6 protein-coding genes are annotated in these 3,766 nt (G+C 64.4%); 2 read left to right on the top strand and 4 right to left on the bottom strand.

Annotated features, from left to right (window positions below; all coding sequences use genetic code 11):
• A partial coding sequence (gene rpsP / locus EN943_RS35825; protein ID WP_127416475.1) for a 30S ribosomal protein S16 occupies positions 1–355 on the top strand: 355 nt, incomplete at its 5' end.
• Between the two features lie 80 nt (positions 356–435).
• Here the strand turns inward: rpsP and EN943_RS35820 are convergent.
• The 3 genes from EN943_RS35820 to EN943_RS35810 form a co-directional block, all read right to left on the bottom strand.
• Positions 436–699 carry a glycine zipper domain-containing protein gene (locus EN943_RS35820; protein WP_024504033.1) on the bottom strand — a complete coding sequence of 88 codons (264 nt, stop codon included), beginning with the start codon at positions 697–699 and terminating at the stop codon, positions 436–438.
• Between the two features lie 134 nt (positions 700–833).
• The gene (locus EN943_RS35815) at positions 834–1,244 is read right to left on the bottom strand and encodes a DoxX family protein (protein ID WP_127416474.1); all 411 of its coding nucleotides are present in this window, start codon (positions 1,242–1,244) and stop codon (positions 834–836) included.
• A gap of 111 nt (positions 1,245–1,355) precedes the next feature.
• Positions 1,356–2,261 carry a bestrophin family ion channel gene (locus EN943_RS35810; RefSeq protein WP_127416473.1) on the bottom strand — a complete coding sequence of 302 codons (906 nt, stop codon included), beginning with the start codon at positions 2,259–2,261 and terminating at the stop codon, positions 1,356–1,358.
• A 187-nt stretch (positions 2,262–2,448) separates the two neighbouring features.
• On the opposite strand from EN943_RS35810, the gene EN943_RS35805 reads away from it, so the two are divergent.
• Complete coding sequence (locus EN943_RS35805; RefSeq protein WP_127416472.1) at positions 2,449–2,856, top strand: ACT domain-containing protein; 408 nt, start codon at positions 2,449–2,451, stop codon at positions 2,854–2,856.
• A gap of 300 nt (positions 2,857–3,156) precedes the next feature.
• Here EN943_RS35805 and EN943_RS35800 read toward each other — a convergent pair.
• On the bottom strand, positions 3,157–3,766 hold a 610-nt coding region (locus EN943_RS35800), incomplete at its 5' end, for an aspartate-semialdehyde dehydrogenase (protein WP_127416471.1).

Below are 3,766 nucleotides of genomic sequence, written 5' to 3'. Positions count from 1 at the left end.
CTACTACCACGTCGTCATTGCCGACGCCCGTTCGCCGCGTGACGGCCGGTTCATCGAGTCGATCGGCTCGTGGAACCCGCTGCTGCCCAAGGACGGCGAACGCGTCAAGGTCGACGCCGACCGCGTCAAGCATTGGCTGGCGCATGGCGCCCAGCCGACCGACCGCGTGCTGCGCTTCCTCGACGAGGCCGGTCTCGTCAAGCGCGACGCCCGTTCCAACCCGAAGAAGGCCGAGCCGGGCAAGAAGGCGCAGGAACGCGCTGCCCTTCTGAAGAAGGCGCAGGAAGATGCCGCTGCTGCTGTTGCGGCCGCCGCGGCTGCACCGGCCGAGGCGGAAGCCGCCACCGCCGAATAATTGCTCTATTCGCGTCCAGGAAAACGGCGGGCCATGTGCCCGCCGTTTTGCTGTTCGGTTCCGTCTGTAAGAGCTGCCGATCAATAACCGCTCGGGCAGCGGTCGATGTAGACGCGGCCACGGCTATCGCGGTAGCGGCATTCGCCACGCTCGCTCGCCCGGCCGATCAGCGCGCCGGCAACAGCGCCGACAGCACCACCGACAACGGCGCCTTCAACCGGATCACCGGCGACCGCCGCACCGACGGCGGCGCCACCGAGGCCGCCTACGGCCGCCCCTTTTTCCGTTTGCGAACAAGCGGCTAGCGGCACCAGCAGCGCCATCAAAAGCATCGTTTTCTTCATCGTCGTTCCTCTCCGATAGGAGCCGCCTCCGCCGCCAGGCGAATCTCTAACTCGCAACTCGGCGATTCGATCCCTGAGACATTGCCCGGCAAAGGGTTCAGGCTTCGAGTTGAAAGCGATGCTTCGATCGGGATCTAACGGCTGAACGGGATCAGCGCGCGGACCCTGGCATCGCGCAGATACAGGCCGCCCCACAGGATAATGCCGAGATAGACGCCGAACAAAATGTGCGAGAACAGCGGGTTGTCGACACGGACATTGGTGGCGATGGCGCCGCCCATATAGGCGGTGAGCAGGATGGCGCCGAGCACCGAGGTGCGCGGCAGCGCATAGAGGGCGGTCGAGATTAGGCCGATGACGCCAAGCATGCGCGCGACATTCGGATCGGCCGGCCAGCCGAGCGGCACCATCGTCTGGGTGACGATATCGAGCGGCGGCAGCTTGATGGCGCCGTCGAAGATCATGAACAGCACAATGACGCCGCTGAGCGCGCGGCCGGTCCACAAAGCGCCCGGCGATACGGGCGCGGTTTCGGAAATGCTCATGGTGTTCCCTCCTGATGGTTCGAGCCCTTTTCGCAGGGGTCGACCCAAGGACGTGGCATGGGGCCGCGATCCGACAGCGGGGCGGATTCTTTTAAGCCCGCGCGCCTTCGCCTACGAAAAATAGAACTTTTCCGCCGGGATCATCTTCGGCGGCGTTTCGCCCAGCGCCTCGAACACCGAGATTTCGCAGACACGGCAGAGGCCGTCGAGTGCGAGGTCGTTGGCCTCGGTGCCGAACGGATCCTCGAGCTCTTCCGACAGCGCGTCGAGGCCGAAGAAAGTATAGGCGATCAACGCCGTGAACAGCGGCGTCGCCCAACCGGTGGTCGAGATCAGGCCGATCGGCAGCAGCAGGCAGACGATATAGGCCGTGCGATGCACCAGCAGCGTGTAGGCGAACGGCAGGGGCGTACCGGCGATCCGCTCGCAGCCGGCCTGGATGGCGGCGATCGACGCGAGCCTCTCATCGAGGATACGAAAGCCGATGGTGTCGACGTCGCCCGCCCGGCGCTGCGCATTGGCACGCCGGCCCATGCGCCTGACCATCTCATCCGCCGGATTGGAAAAGGCTGCTGCCTTGTCCGCCTCGGCGTCGATGAAGGCACGGGCATCCTTCATGCTGTCGATCTTGCGCAACTGCCCGCGCAGGAAATGACAGAAGGCGAGCGCTTCCATCAGCAAGGCGCGCTGTTCGGTCTGGTCCGGGATGAGGCTGGTGGTGGCGCGTGCCAGGTTGCGCATTTCGAAGACCAGCGCGCCCCACAGCTTGCGCGCCTCCCACCAACGGTCGTAGGCGGCGTTGTTGCGGAACGAGAGATAGATCGACAATGTCACGCCGACCAGGCCGAAAGGCGTGATGTTGAAGACGCTGAAATCAAGCTGGAACCGGCGCGCCACGGCCAGGATGATCGCGGAATAAAGCGCAAAGCCCAATATCTGCGGCAAGATGCGTGGCACGACCGAACCGCGCATGATGAAGAACAGCTGCAGAAACGTGGGGCGAGGGCGAACGATCATCGAAGGCCTTTCACGGGGCCGGCATCGACCCTCAGTTCCTCTATTGTGCGACCAACAGGTTCGCAAGCCCAGCCGCCGGCGACATCGCCATGTCGTCCTTGCAGCGCCTGGACTATCGGCACGCGCCGGTCGCGGATATTGAAGAGCATGTGGGCTGCGGCCCATTTCTGCAGGCGAGAGAAAACGCATGACCGGCGAGACCGATCTGAAGACACTGCTGGCATCAATGACGCCGGAACTGCTCGCCGGCACCTATGTCTTCGCCACGCTGGCGCCTGGCGTCGCTCAACCGGAAGGCCTCGAACCGGTGATGATCTTTCGCGAACGCGAGGGCGTGACACAGATCGTGACCGAGGAGAAGGCCATCGCTGCGGCACTGACCGCATCATTCCGCTGCCAGATGGTCACGCTGAACATCCATTCGTCGCTGGAAGCCGTCGGCTTCCTCGCCGCCATCACCACGCGCCTGGCCGCCGCTGGCATGGGCGTGAACCCGGTTTCGGCCTTCTACCACGACCATCTGTTCGTGCCGGCCGACAGGGCGGAGGAAGCGCTGGAGCTGTTGATCGGGCTGGCCGAGGAGAACAAAGTGTAAGCGCATCGGCCAAGCTGCCGATCTCCCCCCGCGTGGGGGAGATGCCCGGCAGGGCAGAGGGGGGCGTGAAGGAACGCCAACTTCGCTCATTTACGACCAATAAAAACATCAGTGAGCGCAACGGAGATCGATTGAGAGGTCCGAGGGACAGCGCCCCCCTCTGTCCTGCCGGACATCTCCCCCACGCGGGGGGAGATCGGCTAATGGCCGAAGGCCGAGCCCGCGACCGCGGGCCGCCGGTCGTCCGGCGCCCCCGCGGAGGGCCCGCCGCGGCAGCGGCGATACGGCCCTAAACGGCCGTCAGGCCGCCTTCTTCTTCGGCTGGATCAGGCCGCGCTCGACCAAAAGCTCGGCAATCTGCACCGCGTTCAGCGCCGCGCCCTTGCGCAGATTGTCGGAGACGATCCACATCGACAGACCGTTGTCGATGGTCGAATCCTCGCGGATACGCGAGATGAAGGTGGCGTCCTCGCCGGCCGATTCCAGCGGCGTGATGTAGCCGCCGTCCTCGCGCTTGTCCAAGACCTGGCAGCCCGGCGCCTCACGCAGGATATCCCGCGCCTCGTCGGCGGTGATCGGCTTTTCGAACTCGATGTTGACCGCTTCCGAGTGGCCGATGAACACCGGCACGCGCACGCAGGTCGCCGTCAGCTTGATCTTGGGGTCGAGCATCTTCTTGGTCTCGGCGACCATCTTCCACTCTTCCTTGGTGGAGCCGTCGTCGAGGAAGACGTCGATATGCGGGATGACATTGAAGGCGATGCGCTTGGTGAACTTCTTGATCTCGACGCCATCGGCGACGAAGACCGCGCGGGTCTGGGTAAAGAGTTCGTCCATGCCTTCCTTGCCGGCGCCCGACACCGACTGATAGGTGGCGACGACGACGCGCTTGATGGTGGCGAAGTCATGC

The organism is Mesorhizobium sp. M7A.F.Ca.US.006.01.1.1 (assembly GCF_003997935.1).
Classification (GTDB): domain Bacteria; phylum Pseudomonadota; class Alphaproteobacteria; order Rhizobiales; family Rhizobiaceae; genus Mesorhizobium.
Note: the sequence above shows the minus strand (reverse complement) of the source record. Positions and strands in the feature narration are given on the sequence as shown.